We start from the raw sequence: 23743 nt of genomic DNA on the forward strand, positions 1-23743 counted from the left end.
CTATTGCCCATCCTGAGTGGTGAACTGCGCCAGCTGATGTTCACAAAGAAAACGAAACGAATTACTCGGAAATGACAGTGGCAACCGCAGTGCGGTGGCGTTGCCGGTATTGTTCATTTCAGCGTTGAGTAATTGCAGTGTAATGCGGTAAGTCCGCTGGGCCGGGCGGTATAACTCACTTTGTCGGTACATTTCCGCCAGGTAGTAATGGGCAGGCCAGTAACCCGGTTGTTGATAAACAACCTCTTTAAACCAGGCTATAGCTTGTTGGGTATGTTGCTGCCACATCATGGCAAGTCCGAGCAACATTTTCGCTTCCGCAGACCATTCATCCAGTTCCAGCACATGTTTCGCACTGAGAGCGGTTTCCTCGAACTCACATTTTTCCAGCGCAATTGCGCCTTTGATAACCAGAGCTTCCTGATGGTGGATATCGCTATCCAGCACCTGAGCTATCAGCTCTTCCGCCTCGTTAAAGCGTTTATCGGCCACACACGCGAGTGCCTTCTTAATCCAGCGGTCACATTGCTGTGAAGAAGGAACTGGAGCCGCAACAAACGGTGCTTCAGCGGGAATGACCGGAGTAATAATGCGTGGCTGTGCGCTCGGGGTTGGCTGCGGTGCTCGCGCAGATTTAGGCTGGCAGAAGTAAAAATGCCCGAACTCCTGCTTCAGTTTCAGGATGCCAAAGTTATTGGCCAGCGTTTCTGCATTACCAAAGAACAACGCCCCTTCCGGTTGCAGCATGGTGAGCAAGTTAAAATGCAGCAGACGCCGCGTTTCGACGTCAAAGTAAATCGACACGTTGCGCAGCAGAATGATGTCGAAATTAGGCTGGAGCTGTTCTTTGACAATATTTGCCCGCTGGAACTGCACTTTATTGCGAATCACATCATGTAGCTGGAATTGGTTACCATTGCGCGTGAAATAGGTTTGTTGCAGTAACGGGTCAACGCCACGAAAGGAGTAGCTCGAATAGTTTGCTGCACGCGCCTTCTCAAGAATTTTGGTATCAATGTCGCAGCCATGAATTTCCACACGGCTGGCAAAATTCTCCTGGTATTTCTGATGGAGTTTAATCGCCAGAGAATAGGCTTCTTCACCGGATGAACAGCCTGCACTTAAGATGCGTACCGGCCCGCTGCGCTGCTCAAGGATACGCGGCACCAGCTTGTCGCAAACGATATCCAGCACGTCTTGTTCACGGAAAAAGTACGTTTCGTTGATAGTCAGCAAACTTAAGAGTTTGTCGAACTCGGTCGTTGAGACACTCAGTTTGTCATAGTATTCTTCGAAGCTCTCTTTGCCGCGCTCAGACATACGCTGATGCAATGCTGCATTGAGCAATCCTTCCATACCATTAAAAAAATGCAGACCCACTCTATCCTTGATAAGTGTTTTAAAGGCCGCAATATTTGGGATCATGGCTGTTTGCCCTCAGACGAGCCAAGACGCGCCATCGACAGCAAAGTCGCGGCAAGCTTTTCCAGTGGCAGAATTTTATGGACGATATTTTTATCGATGGCGAATTTATTCATACCGAACACGACCGATGTGACTTCATCCTGAGCCAGCGTTTTGCCGCCCTTTTTATAGATAGCTTCAATTCCATGGCACCCATCACTACCCATGCCGGTCATGATGAGTCCGACGGCTTTGTCACCATAAACTTCTGCCACAGACTCCAGCAGCAAATTACAACTCGGATGATAGACATCACTCGTTTTACGAGGAATGGCGACTAAGCGATGGTATTTCTTCACCACCAGATGGTGTTCGGGAGGCAGGATATAGACATGACCGGCACACAAAACGTCATTTTCCTGAGCGAGCTGCACATTAAGTCCGGTGACGCTATCGAGCCACTCAACCATGCTTTTGGCAAAACCATCGGCAATATGCTGAGCGATAATAATCGGACACGGAAAATCTGCAGGCAGTGCCTGCAGTAATTTGCTCAGCGCCTGTGGCCCACCGGTTGAGCAGGCAATTGCCAGCACATAAGGCCACTTGCGTTGATACACCTCGTCAAAGACGGGCATCTGGGGGCTATCTGACTGAAATTCAGGATTGTGGCGCAACCCCTGGATATGGCGAATCACTTTAACACCGACCAGCATTTCGACCTGGCGGTGCAGGGCTTTGGTCGCAGACAAGGAGTCCCCTTGATTGCTCACCACTGCCAGCGCACCACGCGTGATGAACTCTGCATCCCATTGCGCGTCGGAATAATAGCGCATCACCATGATAGGAATTGCGCAGGTCGCCATGATCGTTTCAACGGTTTCTACGTTTTCCGGACCTGGCGCACCTAACGTCAGCAACAGAAGTTGCGGCGTCATCTTTTGAACCAGGCTCGCCGCTTGTTCGCGATGCACAGCCTGGCCCACCACCACGATGTTTTTATCGATCTCAAGTTGTCTAATCAGATCATTGCGCGACACACTGCCATGATCGACGATTAGCACCCGGATTTTAGGCCTGGTCATCAGGTCTATCCGTCAACTTGAACGACTGAGAAGCCTGGTTCAACTCTTCGGATAACTGAGTCATATCCTGGCTGATAGACAAAATGTCTTTAATTGATTGCGAGGTATAATTGCTGGCAACCACAATTTCACGTAAAGCCATAACAACCTGATTGCTGGCCGTTTTCTGCTGTTGAGTTGACAGAGAAATCTGCATAGCCGCAGTGGAGGTTTGCTCAGCCGTAGCCACAAGATCGTGTAAACGATCGGCGCTGACTTTGCAGGCTTTGGTACCCGCTTTAATGCTGCTGCTGCCTTTTTCTGCGTTGAGAACCAGTCGATTAATCGAGTTTTGAATTTCGCTGATTTTGTTCTCAATCTCAAAGGTCGACTCGGTAACGGAGTCTGCCAGGCGGCGAATTTCTGCCGCAACCACCGAGAAACGTTTACCTGACTCGCCCGCACTTGAGGCTTCCAGTGCAGCATTGAAGGCGATGAGCTTGGTCTGATCGGCAACGTTATTGATGATCACCATCACGCGGCTGATCTCTTTAGACTTGTTACCCAGCATCATAATTTCGCGCATGCTTTGCTGGTTGTCGCTGTCGATATCAGACATACGAGTCAGCAACTCACCCATCGAATCGGACCCCTTGTTACAGTCATCAAGAGTCACATTGGCAATGTCTACCACTGCGCGAGAATGTTCTGCAATCTGCGTAGAGGAAGCCGATAACTCTTCCATCGTCGAGGTGATTTCTGCAACAGATGACGAAGTTTGAACGCTAGTCGAAGCCTGGCCATCAACGGCCTCAGTGATTTTTAGTGCCGCTTCATGTACATGTTGAGCATGAGAAACAACCCCACCGACCAACGCATGTAACGATGCTCTCATCTTTTCATTGGCGCCCAGTAACTCACCAATTTCGTCTTTATGATCGATATGAACATCCACAGTCAGATCGCCTTGAGCAATCGATTGTGAAATCTTCAATACGTTCTTCAAGCGCTTGGAAATCAGAATTCGGCTGGTTCCGGCAATCAACAGTAAAATCACCGGCATCAGCAGCAGACTGAAAAGCAGCAAGCTATTGCGTACCAGGTTGCTGCTGCGGGCAACATCATCAACATAACTGGTGGTGGCAATGATCCAGTTAATCCCATCGATATATTCGAACACCGCCACTCTTTTGCGAGGTGCTGCGCCATATCCACTCACGGTTTCGTAATAAATTGTGCCGTTTTTGAGCGCCAGAATATCGGAGTAGCGCTTGTAACCATGGGCGTCGGTCAGGTTTTCAACATGCTGATTCACTAAAGTTGGGTGCGCAACCATCATTCCTGGACTAAAGCCCGCATCCAGCACGTATGCATAACCCCCCTCGCCGATATGCACAGCTAACAATTCTTTAATCACCGGCTGCAAGGCAAGTTTGACATCAAAACCAATTGCCACCGCACCGACAACCTGGCCGAATTTATCGGCGATCGGTTCGTAGTGACTAATGAATTGTTTTCCGTAAATCACCACCACGCCGGAGAATGGTTTGTTTTTGAGTAATGCTGCATAGGCAGGACTGTCATGGCTCAGAACGGTAGAAGTGGCAATTTTGCCTTCTTTACCCTGCAAGGTAGAAGAAACGCGTACAAACTGATCGCCTTCACGCACTAAGGTGGAAGCGAATACGCTGGTTAACTCAGTGAAATGAGCATTGATGCTGGTATCACTTAATAACGCTTTAAGCGATTTTTCATCCAGCGAACGCAGCGGTGCCGGGGACATATTCTGGTAATTGTTAATATAAACGTTGCTATAACGCTCAGCGTCCCGCAATACCCTTTTGTATTCAGTCGTAATGTTATTATGGAAAATTCGCGTATTAGAACGCAGAACTTCCAGTGCATTACTTTGCAACTGAGTCGCCAGATACGACGAAAGCAGGAAGGATGCACCAATCAACAATACGGCAATGCATGAAACCAGCATCAGGCCCAGTTTCATGGCGACACCGATTTGCAACTTATGCAGCCATGATGTCAGAAATTTTTCCGTCGTATCTAAGGCTTCAGCTTCCGCAGGTTGCTGCATGTTTATAAATTTATGCATGAGATTCCAGTGATCTAGATAATGTGAAATTAATGCCGAATTAATATCTTGCTACGTGCAGTAATCACTGGACACGCGAGCGTGAGGGCCAGAAAAATCATTCTAAAGGACGTGATTTTTCACCGACATTTCATACCAACGTCAGTAAAGGCACAGGCTTACCGATGTGGTATCCCTGCAACCAGTCCACGTTCATTCTTTCAAGGGTCCGTTGAATCTTTTCGTTTTCAACATATTCAGCGACGACCTGCATATTCTTCATTCTTGCCACATGGCAGAACGACTCAACGATGTAGTGGCTAAGCTCGTTCTCCGCAATTTCACGGATAAAAGAGCCGTCGATTTTCAAAATATCTGCATTAACATCTCTTAAGCGCGCGTGGCTCGAGAAACCTGTACCGAAGTCATCAATAGCCACCCGGCAACCCAGGCTTTTCAGCGAACGAACGGTATTCTGAGATTGTTCGGTATCCGAAAGCGCATCAGCTTCGGTAATTTCAAAGATGATGCGATGTGGGTCGACCCCGAACTGCGTAAGCAACAACTGAACGCTATTCACAAAACTTGCACGGCACACCGTGACCGGCGCGAGGTTTATCGAAAAACAGTGCTCAGGATGTAACTGCATTGTTTTTAAAGTGTTTTTAATCACCCACAGATCGATATCAGGTGCCAGACCTGCTTCAGTCGCCACAGGCAGGAAACTGTCCGGGGGAATAAATCGCCCTTCACCATCCTGCATGCGCAGCAGTATTTCGTGATAACGCTCTTCGCCACGGGTGCTGACAATCGGCTGCGCCATTAAAATGAATGCATCGTTATCCAGGGTTTTCTGCAACACCGTGCGAATTTCAGTACGCCCAACGATGTAGTTTTCCATTACGCGGCTGGACTGTGCTTCGAGGTTTTCAGGTTTACCGTTAACAAGCGACAGACCGGACACGATCCCTAGTTTGCCTGTCAGGCTATAAACATCGTTAGAGAACTGGGTTGCCCGGCTATATCCCAGTCCGCTTCTAAAGCCAAGCAGCTGATTATCGTGAGAATAACGGAAGGTATTTGCTGACCGGTACAGGATACTGAGTCGTCCCCAGGTCGGTTGCTCAAGCTTAAGCAACAGGCCATATCCCGCATGGTAGTAAATTTTTTCATTGGCATTCAGTTTTGTACGCAGCTGTTCTGCGAGCTTTTTCTGGTAGCGGGCACGGAAGTGCAGACCGTAACGGCGCGAGAACAAGTCAAGATCCGGGACCTGAATCAGGCAAATTGTAGAATTGGGTGAGGCGTTTACATCCGCCTTTAATGCCCGCAGGTTAGGCATATTTGTCATCGGGTCAGTCAGACCAATATGCAGCAACTGCTCAAAACGTAACGTATTGAATCGGGCCAGAACGCCCATAAAAACGATGGTGAGCGTAAAGATGAAAATGGCTGTGGAAACAAAAACTTGATGAAGAATGAAATCATCATTCAGAGTGATATAGTTGGCGTTGTTCTTCGCCAGGACAATCATCATGACTGTCCAGACCGGGGCCGTAAAAACATACCCAATACGAACAGCGCTCCAGAGCATGAGCGGGAAAATCAAAATCAGGCTATAAAAAGTGAACAAGATATTGTTCTGATAAGGAATGTTCAGGCAGACCATCAGGCCAACCAGCAACCCCGCCCAGACAGCAAAATGGGACAAACGAGCATTTGCTGAAAACTGCGATTTCATCGCCCTGACGCAAGTGAGCCAATACTTCGGGCGGCAAAGCACCCTTAATACCGTATAAAACAAAGGTATGCCGGTGACACAACCGTTCATTACACCCTGCACTCGGACCAGTGACTCAGCATTGAAGACATGCCCGGCGACACTCCCCCAACCGGAGTGACTGTTCGTCAGGATGCAAAGTGCTTCGCTAAACACACTGTTTATCAATGTATTACACGCGCACAGCCACATAATTCTTTTGGTGGTGAGCTGTATACGGCCAAAACTTGCCGCACTGCGCCAGCCGGTGCTGCGGTAGTAGAGGTAATAGCTGAAAAGGGCTGCAGCCAGATAACCAAACAGTTCAATCGCTTCAGATTCCGGATGGAATACCAGAATGTAAGCGGCGAGAAGCGTAAAACCGGGCAGGACCCGGTAACCAAATAACACCAGCAATGCGGTCAGCGAAGCGAGTTTGAGATCGTAGATAACCAGTATGTGGCCATCAAACACACGATGACTGCTTAGCAATTGCGCCAGTAAATAAAGCAGGCAGGGGAGTATTAATGGAAAACCCCACCGTTTATTGGTATACGCAGTGCTATTGCTCGCTATAGAGTCCAAGTATTTAACCCGTGTTGTATGCTTCAGGATGCTATTTATGTGGTGTGGTGAACGTGTTGTTAAATGGGAAAACATTGCAGCAAATCGAATAAAATAAAACAAACGCTGCAATTAATTAACATTTGAGCCGATAACAAAGGAATAGAGACACTTTTTTAAGCCGGCAGGGACACAAACAAGTAATTAACAAGCACTCACAATTCTTTTAATATTTTTGGTGGAAAAATGAAGCGAAATTTCGTGACCACTTTCAAAACATTTTTAATTGTATTCATTTTTCGACCAGAAAAGAACAGCCATTTATAGGTAAAAATGGACATTTAATGGCGTTATTTAATATCCATCAAAACAACAACAAACACACCTAAATAGCTGAAATTAATGAATTTAATATAATAAAGTACTAATAAAAACATGCTTTATAATGTTGATTCGAGGGCGTTGCCTTATTACTTTCAAGGTCTTTATTTAGTGTGAACCTTAAAGAGAATCAATCCGAATCATCGTTATCGTTTAATCTACATTTATTATGATTGACTTGACTACAAGTGTTATCTATAGTCCCGGCGCGTCAATTTACCTTTATATATATTCTCATCAATGATGTTACATAATAGTTCATTATTGTTGACGCAACGTCTGACACACTTCATAAAAAACTCACATAAAAGCAACAGCCAGACAATATATAGTAATGAATTAATATCAACTCTTTAATTCATGAGTCATTCGAATTCTTTAGGAAACAAACAATCTGTGGCTAAAAATTTTTTCTCGCTTAAACGCGTAAAAGGTTGGCACCATTCTATCGCAGGGAAAATCACCCAGTTTTTGCTGGCGGGTATTCTTATCGCGTTTGGTGCAGGTGCATGTGCGGGTTGGGGCCTGATAGACAGCTTTTCGTACCAGCAATGGGTACACCAGGCTGAAGCGAATGCGCAGATAATGACTTATATCGTCCGTAACGTTTATACCAATGTCGCCGTAGGAACCAGTTCAACCGGGCAAATTACGCGCATTGTCTCCGAACACAAACTGGGTGACCCGGACTCCGTCATCCAGACTGGCTACAACCCTGTTGACGTTCTGGCACTGGCGTCAGTGCAAACCCGTAATCCAACATGGCTTTTCCTTTATACGCCAGAGAAAGGCTTCCAGGGGATTAGCAATAATTCAGAAGCGCCCGAAGCAAAGATCAATTTCAAAGGGCAGCGAGCCACAGACGTTCTGGTTAACTATTACATCGGCTTTGCATCGATTAATGGCAAAGAATGTTTTGTTAGTGCGGTTCCTATCCTTTCGCCATCCGGCGAAATTCTTGGCAGCTTAATCAGTAGTATTGGTGACAAAAGCCAGCTGTATGCGGCTTATGATGCCATGTTGAAGAAAACCCTCGTGATTCTGGCGTTGGTTTTACTGGCCACTCTCGCGCTGGTGACGCTCTTTATGCGCCGCCTGTTCCGCCCGGTCCCACTGCTGATCAACTCTTTGACCCGTATCGCACACGAACAAACCGACCTCATCACACCGTACTTAGATCAGGACGATGAAATCGGCAAGCTGGCATCCGCGATTGAAAAACTCCGTGTCGCCATGGTGGAACGCGATTACCTGCAACGCATGCAGGACATGTCGCAAAAGATGGAATACATGGCCCACCACGATTCACTGACCGGTTTCCCGAACCGTGCATCCTTCAGCCAGGCGCTGGATAAATGCATCCGGGAAATGAATCAGAATGGCCAGCTGTTCAACCTGTTGCTCATTGACCTCGATAACTTTAAGCCTGTGAATGATACCTTCGGCCACTCGGCTGGGGATGAAGTGCTTATCGGCGTGGCACAGCGCTTGTCTTTACTGTTAGGGCCAATGGATTTTGCCGCACGTTTAGGCGGAGATGAGTTCGCGATCCTGCAAAGCGTGAAGTCAGATAATTGCCAGGAAGCGGCAGCAATGTCGCAAAAAATTGTCCGTGCGCTGAGCATTCCGTTTACCTACGGGACAAATTCATTCGCCATCAGTTGTAGCGTGGGTATTGTCACGGCACCTTCGCAGGGCAATAGCGCAACTACGCTTATGATAAATGCCGACCTCGCATTGTATGCCTCGAAACACAGCGGCCGTGGCTGCTACCACTTCTTTGAAGATGGCATGATGATGAAGCACACCAACAGTGTGTTTGTGAACCAGGAAATCATCAACGGTATTGATAACGATGAGTTCGTGCTGCACTACCAGCCGATTATCGATTTGGATGATGAAACGGTTTGTGGCTATGAGTCGCTGATTCGCTGGAACCATCCAACGAAAGGCCTGATATACCCTGATTACTTTATCAATATTGCTGAAGAGTCTGGCCTGATTATCCGCCTTGGCGAATGGATTATTCGCCAGTCCTGTATGGCGGCAGCCAAATGGCCGGATTACATAAAAGTTGCGGTGAATATCTCAGCCTACCAATTACACAGCCCTGGGCTTATCGATATCATTATTGATGCGCTCAAACAAAGTGGGCTGGCGGCTAACCGCCTGGAAATTGAAGTCACTGAATCTGAAAAACTGGATCAGTCTATTGCACTACCGGTATTCCAAAGCATTCGCAAAATGGGGATCTCCATTGCCATGGATGACCTTGGCACAGGGTATGCGGCATTGGATTACCTGCTTATTTATCCGTTCACACGCATTAAGATTGCCCGCACGCTGATTATGAAACTGGAACAAGAGAGCGCCAGCCAATACCTGGTGGTGATGCTGATTCAGTTTGCTCAGAAATATGGCATGAGTGTCACAGCAGAAGGTGTTGAAACCAAACAACAGCGCACGATTTTACGGCGTATCTCCTGCCAGAATGTGCAAGGTTTTTATTACAGCCGCCCATTACCAGAGAAAGATCTTGAGCCGACCTTTGGCAATAAAGTCATTGATGGGGTAGTGTGTAATGCCGAGTAAACCTATGTTTTTAAGGGCAGCATTGATAACCATCTCGCTTTTCTTACTGAGCAACCCGCTGTGCCATGCACACGGGTTACACAGTAAGAAGACCCTTGAAAAGATAGCTGAAACAAAGACCATTACCCTGGGCTACCAGGACGATGCGTTTCCATTTTCATATACCGACGGGCCGCAACCCGTCGGATATTCCATCGACATTTGCAATAAAGTCGTTGATGCGATTAAAGTTAAATTGAAGATAAAAGATCTCAAAGTACGCTGGGTAAGAAGCAGCACGGCATCACAGTTTGTTTTTATTAAAAACCATGTCACCGATATCATGTGCATTCCCGCTTTTTATTCCGAAGCACGGCACCAGAAAGCTGAATTCTCCCTTCCCTACTTCTTCTCGAGAACGCGCTTCATCACGCGCAGAAATAATCATACCGATACCATCGAAGATTTAGCCGGGCACAGCGTGTTAGTTAAGAGCGGGACAATCTATGTTGATCAGCTCCATAATATTAACAAAGCAAACGACCTGAATTTAAATATAGAACTGGATAACAATAACCGGGCTGCTTTTGAAGAAGTTCGCAGTGGTGAACTACCTGCTTTAGTTTCAAGCTCCGTTATTCTGAAAGGCATGGTCGCCTTATCGCCACAACCTGAAGAGTTTGAAATATCGGATGAAGCGTTAAGCCCACCGGTCCCTGCCGGGCTATTAATTTCGCTTGAAGACCCGGAGTTCAAAAACTTCCTTGATGTGACAATGCTGACATTCTTCTCGAGCAAAGACTTCCTGACGCTGTATCAGCGTTGGTTCGAGATGCCGATCCCTCCGAAAGCAATTAATCTCAATATTCCGATGTCGGCGGAGCTCAAAGCGCTCATCAATTCAACATCTACTACTTATGCGTACTAAAATGAAAAAGTCATTTATCCACAAGCACCTACGCGTGCTCAGAATATTGACCTTGCTACCCTTAATTTTGGTATCCCACTTTATTTCAGCAGAACCCGCGTCGGCAACGCTTGAACATATCAAATCAAGCGGCACGCTAAACATGGGTTATCGCCAACTGGCACCGTTTTCCTTCCAGGGCGAAGACGGAAAAGTCAGCGGCTATACCATTACATTATGCAATATGGTTGCTGATGAGTTGCGCCATATGCTGAGTTTAAAGAACCTGTCCATTCACTATATCCCGACTATTTTTACCGAGCGTGTTGCTTCGTTAAACAGCGGAAAAATAGACCTGGACTGTAGCGTCAACACTGACGCACCGGAACGAAAAGGCAGCGTCTCTTTTTCAAAAGACTATTTCACGGCCAACATGCGCATCATTTCACTGCGCAATAATAATATTAAGACTCTTGAAGATTTACGAGGGCGTACCGTGAGCATTCCACGGGGTTCTAAAGATTTGTTAGAATTTAATAGAGTGAACCGTGAGAAACATCTGAGCATCTCCATTGTGACTTCTGATACTGTGGAAGATGCGTTCAATATGATGGCTCAGCGCCGTACCGCCGCGTTCATTATCGACGATATTCTGGCTTATCCTTACATCAACCAAAGCGAGCACCCAGAAGACTTCACGGTTTCGAAGGATGTTGTGGGTGAAAAGATGAAATATGCCATTATGATGCGCAAGCAGGACCCGGTGTTTGTTGCTTTTGTCAATAAAACGCTAACCCGTATCTTTGAGTCACCACTTAATGATCAGTTGAGCAATAAGTGGCTGACACAGAAAGTGGTCGCTAAAAACACCCATAAAAACTAAACATTAAACGCCTCTATGCGGACGTGTAATTGAAACCAGTCAGGCACTTTTTACGCATCAGATTATATACGCCGCTCATATTTGCTGGTGTGCTGTTGTTATTATTGGCGGTCAGTTCGTTACACGCAGCATGGGATTTTGCCACCATTGTGCAGCGAACGGATCAACTGTATGGCCCCGCAAGTCCCGAAGCAGTACAACGCATTGCAGACTGGCAGCAGTTGCTGATCGAGCAGCGTACAAAAAACGAACGTGAACAATTAAATGTAGTAAATCACTTTTTTAACCAAAAGCTGCATTATCGCGAAGATACGGATATCTGGAATTCGATTGATTACTGGGCAACACCAATGGAGTCATTGCGAAAAGGGGAAGCGGATTGTGAAGATTACGCAATCGCTAAATATTTCACATTACGTCATTTAGGTGTTTCAGGAGAAAAACTCCGGATTACCTACGTTAAAGCCATACGGCTCAATCGAGCCCATATGGTATTAACCTGGTATGAAACACCCGATGCTATTCCCGTCGTACTCGATAGTCTGACGGATAATATTCAGCCCGCAACACAACGCTCCGATTTATTACCGGTTTATTCCTTTAATGATAACGGGCTTTGGTTACCAGGCAGTCAGAATAATAAACGTGTCGGGGATAGTAAGCACCTTTCTCGCTGGCAAGATGTGTTGAAAAAAATGCGGGAAGAGGGTTTCCCGATTGATGAATAGGATAAGCCTGTGTCTCTTTTCAAACAGCTTCTTATAGCTATCTTTCTTTTTATGCTGATTATCTTCAGCGGCAGTTTTATTGTTAATCTCGAAAGTTCACGAGAGCAATACAATAACCAGTTACTTTCGCACGCACAGGATGCCGCAACGGCCCTGGGCCTGTCGCTGACGCCACACGTTGACGATCCGGCGATGATTGAGCTTATGGTCAGCTCGATTTTCGATAGTGGTTACTACGATGCAATCCGCGTGATTGACCAGAACAACGGTAAGATCATTCTCGAACGCACTGCGTCAACGACGATTCCTGATGTGCCACGCTGGTTTGTCGCGCTGGTGAATGTCTCCCCGCAAGCCGCAGAAGCCACCATTATGCGTGGCTGGCAACAGGCCGCACGTGTGGAAGTGGTCAGCAACCCGGTGTTTGCGATTACGCGTTTGTGGCAAAGCACTCTGGCAAACCTGCTGTGGATGTTTGCGTGTAGCGTGGTGTGTATTCTCGCCGGTGCCGCACTGTTACGCCGCCAGTTACGCCCGCTCAATTACATGGTGAAGCAATCACAAGCCATTACACGCCGCGAATACCTGACGCAACTCGACTTACCGAAGACGCCGGAACTGCGCCGTGTGGTTGAAGCCATGAACCTGATGGTCACCAAACTTAAATCATTGTTTGAAGACCAGGCTGAACACAGTGAACGCCTGCACAATGAAGCCTATATCGACAGCCAGACAGGTATTGCTAACCGCCGTGCTTTCGATATGCAGATGCAAACACGTTTAAGCGACGAAGAAACCGCACCAGGATATTTACTGTTACTGCGTATTCAGGATCTGGGCGGCTTGAACCAACGTTTTGGCGGCCCGCATACTGACAACTTGCTCAAACATGTTGCCGATATGATGAATGTGGTGAGAAACCAATACGCCGGCTCAGACAGTATTCTTGCGCGTATCCGTGGTGGTGAATTCGCCCTGCTCTGCCCTGGCGTGACACATAATGAAATGCTGAATTTGCAGAACTCGCTCAATCAGCAGCTTGCCGCATTCTATGCCACCGGTATGTCTGACATGAACCCTGTCGCACATACCGGAATGGTGCCGTTTAGCTACGGCGATTCAGCGCAGTCGCTGATTGTTCAGGCTGACCGCGCGCTGACGGAATCAGAAACGCATACCACGCATCAGACTAATTTCCTGCCAGTGGTACAAACTGAAGCCGCCCTGGAAGACCAACACCTGTGGTTTACTCGCCTTGAAAACGCGTTGAGTAAAGAGCAGTTCCAGTTATTCTTCCAGCCGGTTGTCGATTGTAAAAATACGCAGAATGTTATTCATTACAAAGTGTTGTCGCGCATCGTGGATGAAAACGGCAACAGCATTACCGCCGGCCGCTTCCTGCCATGGATTCACCGCTTTGGATGGAGCCAACGTCTTGACCAGGTGATGTTGAGCCTGACGCTGAAACAGTTGAAAAGCTACCCAGGCTATCTGGCGCTCAGCTTGTCCGGGAATTCACTGGCGAATGATACGAGCATCAAACAGCTTCTCAGCCCACTGAAGCAAAGCCCACAGCTTGCCAACCGTTTAATTGTGGAGCTGGATGAAAACCAGTTGCCGGAACCAGAGCAGATGGAAGTGTTTATCAAATCGCTCAACCAGTTTGGCTGTGGCCTGGGTCTGCAACACTTCGGTAGTCGCTTCGATATGATTGGCCACCTGTCACAATGGGGCCTGGCTTATCTGAAAATCGACTCCAGCTATATCCGCCATATTGATATTGAAAACGATAAACGCTTGTTTATTGATGTGTTGCACAGCGCAACCCACAACATTGATTTGCCATTGATTGCCGAGCGCGTAGAAACCGAAGGTGAACTGCGAGTGCTGCAAGAGGTGGGGATTTATGGGGCGATGGGGCAGTTGTTGGGCGAACCCGCACCATTCTAATTATACCCATCATATTTCAAGCTGCCTCTGCGTTGGCTGCAATCACAAACCCCAGTCACTTACTTCAGTAAGCTCCTGGGGATTATGCGGCCCATCCATGGGCCTTACCCCTTTGGGGACGCTGCAAGCAGCGTTCAAATTTGTTCCAGACAAATTTGTTGCTCTCTTGCCGCCTTGATGCAACTCGAACTATTTAGGGTATATCGTTAATTTAAAAAACAAAAATCAGGGGATCAGAAGATGCCCTGATCATCACTATTTAATAGATCTTCCAGACCACCCAATCCCTGGCGCGCCTGCGCACGATTCATCAGCTTAACTTGCGCCATTGGCGGCAAGTCAGTAATCGTTATCACGCCCTTTTGAATCAGCAAGAAAATCAAATCGTCCAGAACACGGACCATTTCCAGGTCGCTTCGTTGCAGCAATTCTTTATGTTGCAGACTCTCGTCAACCACGTCCCGGGCACTGTTCCAGGCGATGATTTCAGGTGTCTGCGAGAAGACTTCACCGGTCATACCGCTAAACGGCTCGTTCTCAACCCGCGTTAGCTGGCCTTCTTCATTACGTTGAACGTAATACATTTTCGATACCTTTTCTTTTATTGCCAGGAGTGCATGGGAATCACCGCCCGGTTAAGGGCGGTGACGCTCAATTAGTGTGAGTAATGTTCTGGTTTCGCGATTAAGTGATCCACTGAATAGTGCGAAGAACCACCTGAGTCATGCATCGCTGTAGCATCGCCAGGATGCGAAACACCTGGCGTGTGTGTCGCAGCAGATGCCAGACCTTTCCCGTGCCCGTGCTCATCACCACCTTTGATGTAGTGAGTAATGTCCGGGTTCTCGTGCAGCTCTTTCGCCAGAGAGGTCAGGTCAATTTTCTCATGCTGACTATCATCTTTTCCGGTAAAGACTTTTGGATCCGCATCACCATGATGGCCTTTGCTATCTGGACGAAGATCGAACGACAGCGTGTCATGGCTATCGCCAAACAGGTTGCTTAAGCCATTATCGTGGCCATGTGCCCCATGGTGCTCTTTGCCCCCGGTGTCGACGTCATGCTTACCGCGATGAGCCGGATCATCCATCGTGAAATCAGCATTTTGATGGATAACGTTGGTGTTGCCATGATCGTCATTAGCGGTAACTGACACATCCACATGGTTTTTACCGACATTAAGCTCATGCGTATTAACCGGAAGATCATAGGTCAAATGGCCGTTATCTTCGTGCAGTACCACGTCATAATGTTTGTCATTGACGGTGACATTGATATGTTCGTTGTTATGCACATCGGCGCTGTCGATCTGACCGGTAATATGTGTCACATGGTGACGCGCTTCCTGCGAGTCGATGTGGTTATCACCTGTCACTTTATCGATAGTGATTTTGGCATCTGCATGGGTATCCACCAGCACATCATGTGAGTCATGAACGGTGATGGCGTTACCCGCTTTATCCGTCGCATTAATACTCACATCGAAGGTGTTTTTCCCGTCTTGCAGGTATCCTTTATCAACAGGAATGTCGTAACCCAGGTGGCCGTTAATAACACTAACCACACCTGTAAACGACTGGTGGTTAATCGTCACCGTCACATGATCGCCCAGCTGTGCATCCGAATCTCTGTCAACCGTGCCGGTGACAGAAACATGGTCAACTTCTTTGGCATTGATAACATTGTTACCCGCCACATTGTCGAGATGGATGGCGGCACGAACCTGGGTATCCACCAGCACATGGTGTTCTTCATGAACGGTGACAGTGTTACCAGCTGCATCCTTCGCATCGACACTCACTTTTATGGTGTTGTCATTTTCATGCAATAACGCTTTATCCACATGAATGTTGTAGCCCAGCTGGCCTTTACCATCCACATCAACAACATCACCTTTGAAATCAGTGCCGTTAACCGTCACCGTCACTTTATCGCCGACATGTGCGTCTGCATCCGTACCAACCATGCCGGTTACCGAAACATGGTCTATCGCGGCTGCATTGACAACATTGTTCGCTGCAACAGGCTCAAGGGTGATGGTGGCATCGAGCTGAGTATCCACATGTACAATGTGTTCTTCATGAACGGTGACAGTGTTACCGGCAGCATCCTTCGCATCGACACTCACTTTTATGGTGTTGTCATTTTCATGCAATAACGCTTTATCCACATGAATGTCGTAGCCCAGATGGCCCTTACCATCCACATCAATAACATCACCTTTGAATTCCGTGCCGTTAACCGTCACCGTCACTTTATCGCCTACATGTGCGTCTGCATCCGTACCAACCGTGCCGGTGACAGAAACATGGTCTATCGCGGCTGCATTGACCACATTGTTCGCTGCAACAGGATCAAGGGTGATGGTGGCATCGAGCTGAGTGTCCACATGTACAATATGTTCCTCATCGACGGTGATAGTGTTACCGGCTGCATCCTTTGCATCGACACTCACTTTTATGGTGTTGTCATTTTCATGCAGTAACGCTTTATCCACATGAATGTCGTAGCCCAGATGGCCCTTACCATCCACATCAACAACATCACCTTTGAATTCAGTGCCGTTAACCGTCACCGTCACTTTATCGCCGACATGTGCGTCTGCATCCGTACCAACCATGCCGGTTACCGAAACATGGTCTATCGCGGCTGCATTGACCACATTGTTCGTTGCCACAGGATCAAGGGTAATGGTGGCAGCCAACTGGGTGTCCATCTGCACTTCGTGTCCATCGTGAACAGTGATTTCGTTACCCGCATCGTCCGTCACTTTGATACTCACATCAAAGGTGTTTTTCCCTTCATGCAGTAACCCTTTATCCACATGAATGTCATACCCCAGATGACCCTGGCCATCCAGATCTACCACTTTTCCGACGAATGGTGTCTTGCCATTAACCATTACCGAGACTTCATCACCCAGTTTTGCATCCCCATCAGGAGTAACCGTGCCGGTGACAGAAACATGGTCAGACTCTGCGGCATTGATGACATCGTCCGTTGCCACAGAATTGAGGGTGATATGGGCACCAATCGTAGTATCGAGGGTAATGTTGTGAGTATCGGTCGACGTTGCAGGGTTACCTGCCAGATCGTGGCCGGTTACGGTAATGACGACATTGTTAGCACCTTCATGAAGAAGATTTGTCGCAACCGGAATTTCGAAGGTCTTCTCACCGTTGGCGTTTTCAGAAATTACAACGTCCTTAAGATCAACATCAACACTGACCTTAGCACCGTTCAATTCAACAGTAATCTTGCCGTCGATGACATCACCTGTCACAACACCATGCAGAATAGTGTTGGTGCTGTGAGATTCCACGATGTTGACTTTATCGTCACCCGCGACGGCATCGAGGTGAATGGTGTTTGACGCATCCTTATCCACGGTGATGGTGTTGGTTTCAACCCGTGTCACGGTATTGCCCACATCATCAGTACCCGTCACTTTATAGGTGATTTCATGATGGAGCTGGAGCTCAGACGTACTGACGTTCACTTTGAAAGTGAATCCACCACTACTATCTTTATGGAGCGTTGCAGGCAAGTCGTTGCCGTTAACTGTCACCGTTACGATGTCATTTTCTTTGACATCACCTGTGACCCTGCCGCTAATCTCTGTGGTTGGATTATGGCTTTCGGCCAGGTTAATAACGTTATCTGCTGTGACATTATCGAACGTCAAAGTCACATCAGCATGATCGTCGATAGTGACAGTTTTGTTCTCGCTTTGACTAAAAGCATTACCCGCATCATCAGTCCCGGTGACTGTCACGGTAATCGCCGGATCGGTACCTGGGTTTGCCTTTGATTCAGCTTCTAATTCGGCTTTTAAATCGGCCGTTTGCACCTTCAAGGAATAGCCCAACTGACCATTCATACCGGGTAGAGGAATGACAGTCGTGCTGGTCGGAACACCGTTAAGGATAACCGTCACCTGATCTCCAGGAGCAGCATCTTTACCTACGGTGCCGCTTATCTCCGTTTGCGTTGCACTGAGATCCTTAGCGGAGAGGATATTGTCACCAGAAACAGTGTGTATGGTGATAGAAGCTTCAGCGTTGGTGTCGATTGAATAGTGATGAGTCGCAGTACCTACGATGCTGTTTCCCGCATCATCATGCCCGGTAACTTCCGCAGTAATCGTGTCGCCTTTCCGCAAGTCGCTGGTATTAACATCAACCGTATAATTCAGGTTTTTATCAATCTCGACATCTTTATATTCCACACCATTGACATGCAAAGTGACATGCTCACCAGGGTTTACATCACCGGTAACATGACCTGTGATTGCGGTTTTTCCCTGCTTGCTCTCATCAAAGTTCAGGATGTTATCGTCGGTAACTTTATCAATACTGACCGTCGCTTTAATCTCAGTATCAACCGCAACGGTTTTACCATCGCTAACCGTAATTGAGTTCCCCTGGTCATCATGACCGGTGACGCTAACGGTAATATCGTGAGACTGACGCAGATCGTCAATACTCACCTCTTTACTGAATCTCAAGTCACCATTCGAGTCTGTATGTACCTGCGTAGTAACCGCGTGACCGTTAACCATGATTGTCACATTGCTACCGTCTTTAATACCGTCGCCGGTCACTGTTCCAGTAACCGTAGTGGTGCCAGTTTTCGATTCAGCAATATTGATAACGTTGTCGCCGGCAATATTATCAAGTTGAATCGTGGCCTTAACATCGGTATCAATCGTCAGATCTTTAGATACCGTAAACTCCTGGCTACCGCCGCCGTTATGCCCCGTTACCAGTGCCGTGATATCCGGACTGTTGAGCAGGCTTGTGGTATCAACAGGGATTTCATAGCCAAATTCACCAGGTAGATTCGGTAGTTCAACAACGTGACCGGTATAGGTATCTTTACCAATATGCAGCGTTACTTCATCACCAGGATGAACATCACCGTGAACCGTACCGCGAATGACCGTATGGCCCGCTTCTAACTCGACTTTATTGATGACGTCATTACCCGCAATCGGGCTGATAGTGATGTCGACGTGAGGCGGGTTGACCTGTGGTGGGGTGGTGGTACCGCCAGTATGGTCACCCGTATTAATAGGCCATGGAGCACCTTGTCCGACGCTATCCGCTCTGGCTGTATAGGTATTACCATGCGGGTCAGTGGAGGTGATTTCTACAGTGACTTTTGCGTTAATATCTAAATCGTGACCATTAATCTCATCATGGCTGCTAAAACCTAACTTGCCATCCGCAAGGACTATGACATTCGTCGTAAAGGTTTTAGTTCCGGCATGAATGGTCACCACGTCACCTTCTTTTGCATCACCGGTGACATGTCCATCTATAACCCAGAAATCATTTCCAGCATCCAGTCCCAAATGATGAATATCGATACCAGCTTCCGCACGCGTATCAATATTTACAATACGATTGCCCTCAGCCAGTACAGTATTACCTGCCGCATCTGAACCCGTTACCGATGCATGAATGACGGGTTTATTGTCGCCAGAAAGCAAATCGTTGGTGCTGACATCAATGCTGTAGCGCCCTTTATCGCTCACGCTACCGTAGTAATGCTGACCGTTTACCGTGAGATCAACTTGGTCACCAGCATGCACATCCCCGGTCACATGGCCGGTAATGGTTGTATGAGGATTGTGAGCTTCAGCATTATTAATTGTGTTGTCGTCAGTAACGCGATCAATTGTGATGGTGGCAGTTGCATGATCATCGCTTGATACGTCATGTGTCGTACCTGCTGTCACAGTGTTATGCGCGCCATCTTCGATAGAGACAGTTGCGGTAATATGTGGGTTATTGAGCAACCCTTGCGTTGGCACTTCTTGGCTATAACCCAAGCCACCACCGAGGAATGACTGCGGCCCTACAGTGGCGTGGTAAACCTTCCCATCGACAGTAATATCAACAGTATCGCCCGCTTCAACTTCTCCCCCAACACGGCCATTGATCGTCGTGGTAGGTGAGGTTTGATCCAGCCCATTCAGAATATCGTCACCTGACACAATATTGATTGTCAGTGAAGCTGCTGCATGGTCGTCAATATGTACATGATGGTCAGCGGTTGCAACTGTGTGGTTAAGCGCGGTGTCAGTTACATCAATGCTGGCATGGATATTCGGATCCTGATGAATATCCGTCGTTTCTACCAGAATGTTGTAACCCATGCTGCCATCAGCCTGAGTTTCAACTGTGCCATGGTATTCATGACCGTTAACCTTCAGCGTCAGTGGATCACCTACATTCATCTCACCCGTGACTTTACCGCTTACGAGGGTGTAATGATGGTTAAGTTCTTCACCGTTAAGTGTGTTATCCGGCGTGACTGAATCGACAGAGATGGTTGCCTCAACCTGAGTATCCACATTGACATGCTGGTCGGCTTCGGCTTTTGCCACGTTATTGGCCTGATCCGTAACGGTAATGGTTGCCTTTAAATTTGGATCTTTCATCAAGTCATAGGTGCTGACATCAATGCTGTAATGGTGGTTAGCATCGACCCGGCCAGTTAATTCAAGGCCGTTTACATGCAGCGTAACCAGATCGCCTTGTTTTGCATCACCGCCTACGGTCCCGGTAACCTTGGTAAATTCTCCCTGGGATTCCTTGCCATTGATCCAGTTGTCGCCCGTCACTTTATCAATTGTGATGGTCGCTTCAGCATGGCGGTCAACGGTTATAACAGTTGTCACTTCGGCGAGCTGTTCGTTACCGACGCTATCATGCCCAACCACATGAGCAGTCAGGTTACTCTTCGTCCCGTCGGCACCCAGATCGTTGTTTTTAACCTCTAAGCTATAACCCAGAGCACCATTCAACTGTGGTTGCGGTTCTACAGTCGTTTCGTACTGATGACCATTCACCGTGACGATAACTTTATCGCCCTGATGGACATCAACACCGGTAACAGTGCCGGTCACTTTAGTGGTTTGCTGATGTTTGTATTCCATCTGGTTGATGGTGTTATCACCGGACACCAGATCCATGGTGATACCCGCTTCGGCAAAGTTATCAATATGGACAAGACCGTTCGCCGTCTGATTGACTTCATTACCGGCTGCATCGTGAGAAGTCACGGTGGCGGTGAAAGTGACATCTTTGTGGATCGAGCCTTGATTATCACTGAACGCCGATGGTGGAACAGCAATATGGTAGCCAAGTTTTCCGTTACCCAGATCAATGACCTGCCCACCGAAATGCTGCACACCAATTTCGATTGAGACTTTGTCGCCAATGCGCGCGTCCCCCCCGACTTCACCATTAACGAACTGTTTTGCCGCATTCAGCTCATCGTGGTTCAGGATGTTATCTTTAGTGACACTATCAATGGCTATTGTTGCATCGGCATGAGTATCAAGCGTGATTGTCGTGTGCTCGGTCGCCACCGCCTCATTATGGGCCGCATCGTGACTGGTCACTTTCACCGTCACGTCATTGTTGCCTTCTTTCAGTACACCGGTCGGGATTTTCGCTTCGTAATACAGGTGACCTTGCGGGTCAGAAAAAATAGTCCCGTGGACGGTTGTCGTGCCAATGGTCACGTCCACCGCATCGCCGATGTGCGCGTCTTTACCGGTGATTCTTCCTGTTACCAGCGTTTCATGTTTTGACTCACCAGCGTTAACGACGTTGTCGCCCGCCACGGTGTTAATCGTCACTCCGTTGTAGGCATGGTTATCAACGTGAATGGTGTGCTCACTGACAGCAATAGCTTCATTGCCCGCAGCGTCATGAGATACAAGGGTGGCCTTAACAGAAACATCTTTATTCAGAATGGTGTTGTTATCACCGAATTCTGTCGAAGGAACCGGGATTTTATAGCCCAGAGTATGTTTACCGTCGCCCATATCGACAACGCGGCCCCGATAATCGTGCCCGTTAATCTCGAGTGTGACTTCATCGCCAATCTTCGCATCACCACCGACAACGCCAGTGATGGTTTGATTACGGTGACCTAACTCAGTGTGGTTGAGAATGTTGTCACTGGTGGCGTCATTAATGGTGACGGTGTTATTTGCCTGGGTGTCAACGGTGACGGTTTTATGATCCACTGCGATTGCAGTGTTACCAGACGCATCTACGCCGGTGACCATCACCTGCACGTCATTGCTACCTTCATGCAGCACACCGTCCGGTAGCGGAACTGCGTAGGTGAGATGGCCGTTATTATCCATCACCACGCCGTTGTAATCATGACCGTTAACGCTGACCACCACGTGGTCACCCGCCTGCGCATCACCGCTCACATTACCGCTGATAAAGGTCGGCATGCGACCTTCATGTGCGTTGACAATGTTATCACCCGCCACGGTATCGATAGTGACGGCGTTATGCGCCTGCGTATCCAGCACTACCGTTTTGTGTTCAACCGCAATCGCGGTGTTACCGGACGCATCCACGCCGGTGACCATCACCTGTACATTATTACTGCCTTCATTCAGCACTGCCGTCGGCACCGGCACTTCATAGCGCAGCTGGCCGTTGGCATCCGCCACCACGTCACCGTGATATTCATGGCCATTAACGCTGACCACCACATGATCGCCCGCCTGCGCATCACCGCTCACAACACCAGAAATCATCGTTGGCATACGGGATTCGCTGGCGTTAACGGTGTTGTCACCCGCCACGGTGTCGATAGTGACGACGTTATGCGCCTGGGTGTCCAGCACCACGGTTTTGTGCTCGACCGCAATCGCGGTGTTACCGGAGGCATCCACACCGGTGACCATCACCTGTACGTCATTGTTGCCTTCATTCAGTGCTGCCGTCGGCACCGGCACTTCATAGCGCAACTGGCCGTTGGCATCGACCACAACCTGGCCGTTGAAATCATGCCCGTTAACGCTGACCACCACATGGTCACCCACCTGCGCATCACCGGATACCTCTCCGCTGATGAGCGTTGGCATACGGGATTCGCTGGCATTCACCACATTGTCGGTGGCAACGGTATCAATAGTGATAGAGTTCTGCGCTTGGGTGTCCACCATTACAATCTGATGAGCTGTGGAGATCGCAGTATTTCCAGCGTTGTCCGTGCCGGTCACCATCACCTGCACGTCATTGCTGCCTTCATGCAGCACACCGTCCGGTAGCGGAACTTCGTAGGTGAGATGGCCGTTATTATCCATCACCACGCCGTTGTAATCATGACCGTTAACGCTGACCACCACGTGGTCACCCGCCTGAGCATCACCGGTCACATTACCGCTGATGAACGTTGGCATACGGGATTCGCTGGCGTTGACGGTGTTATCACCTGCCACTGTGTCGATAGCGACAACGTTATGCGCCTGCGTATCCAGCACCACATTTTGGTGCTCAACCGCAATCGCGGTGTTACCGGACGCATCCACGCCGGTGACCATCACCTGTACATCATTGTTGCCTTCATTCAGCACTGCCGTCGGCACCGGCACTTCATAGCGCAGCTGGCCGTTGGCATCC

The 23743-nt window shown here is 48.2% G+C and carries 11 protein-coding genes; 5 read left to right on the forward strand and 6 right to left on the reverse strand.

The window, feature by feature from the left end; genetic code table 11:
- The 4 genes from M975_RS14970 to M975_RS14985 all read right to left on the reverse strand — a co-directional run bounded on the left by M975_RS14970 (position 1) and on the right by M975_RS14985 (position 6898).
- On the reverse strand, positions 1 to 1425 hold the full coding sequence (locus M975_RS14970) for a CheR family methyltransferase (protein ID WP_064560736.1): 1425 nt from the start codon (positions 1423 to 1425) through the stop codon (positions 1 to 3).
- Entirely contained in the window at positions 1422 to 2489 is a 1068-nt protein-coding gene (locus M975_RS14975; RefSeq protein ID WP_064560737.1) for a chemotaxis protein CheB, read from the reverse strand. The genes M975_RS14970 and M975_RS14975 overlap by 4 nt, the downstream gene beginning before the upstream one ends.
- Positions 2476 to 4575, reverse strand: coding sequence for a methyl-accepting chemotaxis protein (locus M975_RS14980; RefSeq protein ID WP_083967902.1), 2100 nt, complete (start codon positions 4573 to 4575; stop codon positions 2476 to 2478). The genes M975_RS14975 and M975_RS14980 overlap by 14 nt, the downstream gene beginning before the upstream one ends.
- Before the next feature lie 130 nt (positions 4576 to 4705).
- The gene (locus M975_RS14985) at positions 4706 to 6898 is read right to left on the reverse strand and encodes a sensor domain-containing phosphodiesterase (RefSeq protein ID WP_064560738.1); all 2193 of its coding nucleotides are present in this window, start codon (positions 6896 to 6898) and stop codon (positions 4706 to 4708) included.
- Between the two features lie 756 nt (positions 6899 to 7654).
- Between M975_RS14985 and M975_RS14990 the strand changes: the two genes are divergently transcribed.
- The 5 genes from M975_RS14990 to lapD are packed head-to-tail and all read left to right on the forward strand — an operon-like array spanning position 7655 to position 14297.
- A complete protein-coding gene (locus M975_RS14990; protein ID WP_064560739.1) occupies positions 7655 to 9850 on the forward strand; it encodes a putative bifunctional diguanylate cyclase/phosphodiesterase in 2196 nt (731 codons plus the stop codon).
- Complete coding sequence (locus M975_RS14995) at positions 9840 to 10757, forward strand: amino acid ABC transporter substrate-binding protein (RefSeq protein WP_064560740.1); 918 nt, start codon at positions 9840 to 9842, stop codon at positions 10755 to 10757. Before M975_RS14990 ends, M975_RS14995 begins: the two co-directional genes overlap by 11 nt.
- 1 nt (position 10758) lies before the next feature.
- Positions 10759 to 11619, forward strand: a complete 861-nt coding sequence (locus tag M975_RS15000; RefSeq protein ID WP_064560745.1) for a transporter substrate-binding domain-containing protein — start codon at positions 10759 to 10761, stop codon at positions 11617 to 11619.
- 29 nt (positions 11620 to 11648) lie between these two features.
- Positions 11649 to 12347, forward strand: coding sequence for a cysteine protease LapG (lapG, locus tag M975_RS15005; RefSeq protein WP_425339019.1), 699 nt, complete (start codon positions 11649 to 11651; stop codon positions 12345 to 12347).
- 9 nt (positions 12348 to 12356) lie between these two features.
- Positions 12357 to 14297, forward strand: a complete 1941-nt coding sequence (gene lapD, locus M975_RS15010; RefSeq protein WP_064560741.1) for a cyclic di-GMP receptor LapD — start codon at positions 12357 to 12359, stop codon at positions 14295 to 14297.
- A gap of 233 nt (positions 14298 to 14530) precedes the next feature.
- Here lapD and M975_RS15015 read toward each other — a convergent pair whose 3' ends face one another.
- Together M975_RS15015 and M975_RS22995 are read right to left on the reverse strand one after the other, a co-directional pair.
- Positions 14531 to 14881, reverse strand: a complete 351-nt coding sequence (locus tag M975_RS15015) for a hypothetical protein (RefSeq protein WP_064513526.1) — start codon at positions 14879 to 14881, stop codon at positions 14531 to 14533.
- A 71-nt stretch (positions 14882 to 14952) separates the two neighbouring features.
- Positions 14953 to 23709, reverse strand: coding sequence for an Ig-like domain-containing protein (locus tag M975_RS22995; RefSeq protein WP_209438135.1), 8757 nt, complete (start codon positions 23707 to 23709; stop codon positions 14953 to 14955).
- Positions 23710 to 23743: the final 34 nt, after the last annotated feature.

It is taken from the genome of Buttiauxella brennerae ATCC 51605 (genome assembly GCF_001654925.1).
Lineage (GTDB): Bacteria > Pseudomonadota > Gammaproteobacteria > Enterobacterales > Enterobacteriaceae > Buttiauxella > Buttiauxella brennerae.